At 61.4% G+C, this 1,141-nt stretch carries 1 protein-coding gene; it reads right to left on the bottom strand.

Features of this window, described 5'->3' with window-relative positions:
- Positions 1-7: 7 nt before the first annotated feature.
- Positions 8-1,072: an IS630 family transposase gene (locus ABIE57_RS20550; protein WP_354540896.1), complete on the bottom strand. Its 1,065-nt coding sequence runs from the start codon at positions 1,070-1,072 to the stop codon at positions 8-10.
- Positions 1,073-1,141: the final 69 nt, after the last annotated feature.

Raw genomic sequence — 1,141 nt, 5'->3', positions numbered from 1 at the left:
TATACCCCTAACCTTCCAAAACACGAAAATCCTGGTGGGTTATGACGCGGAAATTGTCTGACACCTGTTCGCGGAATGTTTTCCATTCCCCTGAGATGGTCTCGCGGAAGAACGCGAGGATGGCGTCCGCGAATTGTTTCCGGGTGGGGTAATGCCGATTATGCGTCACGTGCTGGTGCATGACCGCCCATGATCGCTCTGTCGGGTTCAGATGCGGGCAATAGGGCGGGAGCTGGATCAGGTGGATGCGACACTCGGGGCGCGCCAGGAACGCCCGGACATCCGGCCCTTTGTGGTAGGCCGCGTTGTCCCAGATGACGTGGATCACGCGCTTGTCGGGGTTGCGGGCCTCGATCTTGGCGAGAAGCTGTGTGGCGCTGGCCCCGTCGACGGTGTCCGGCTCGACAAAGGGCGCGTCGAAGGTCTCGAGGTTGAGCGCGCCATGGATGTTCACCCGTCCGCGGCCCGCCGTGGTCCTGACCGCAGGGTTTGAGCCGGTCTTCACCCAGCCGAAGGCGGGCTTGGTCTGGTATTCCGGATGCACGGCATCGGCGAAATACACCGCCTCGTCATCACTCAGTTCGCGCATCAGGCGCTCGTAAAGCGCGATGAACTCGGCCTGTTTTTCGGCCGATGCGACCCGTGGCAGGGGCTTTGGCTTGCGATACTCGAACCCCAGCCGGGCCAGAAGCTTGATGCAGCCCGAATGTGAGTACTGCAGATCGAACTCGACGGCGATATGCGCCCTGACCGGCGCGGTGGAGCGGCAAAACCGCCCCTCCAGCCACGCGCAGAGCTCGGCTTCCTGTGCGGCGGTCATGCGCGACCGGCCACCTTGCCAGTCATCACGCGCCAAGGCGTCCCAGCCATCACGTTGGTAGACCGTGTACCAGCCCCGGATCGTATCGTCGTCCAGATATAGAAATTCTGCGATCTCCTGACAGGATTTGCCGTCATCCAGCAGAAGAAGCGCATTCGCCCGCCGCGCAATGCCGTGATCCTCGCGCTGACGACGCACACAAGCCTCCAGCGTGCGACGATCTGCTTGGGCAAGGAAACCGGACCGTATCATGGCCCCTTTTGAATCGCTTGGCTTTCCAGCGTCAACTCGAAACCCGGTTTCCCGATGACTCGTGGTATA

Source organism: Roseovarius sp. MBR-6, from assembly GCF_040547525.1.
Classification (GTDB): Bacteria; Pseudomonadota; Alphaproteobacteria; order Rhodobacterales; family Rhodobacteraceae; genus Roseovarius.
Note: the sequence above shows the minus strand (reverse complement) of the source record. Positions and strands in the feature narration are given on the sequence as shown.

What these genes read in the sequence shown, in the direction of transcription:
- ABIE57_RS20550 (WP_354540896.1), bottom strand. Translation starts at nt 1,072, where the DNA reads ATGATACGGTCCGGTTTCCTTGCCCAAGCAGATCGTCGCACGCTGGAG.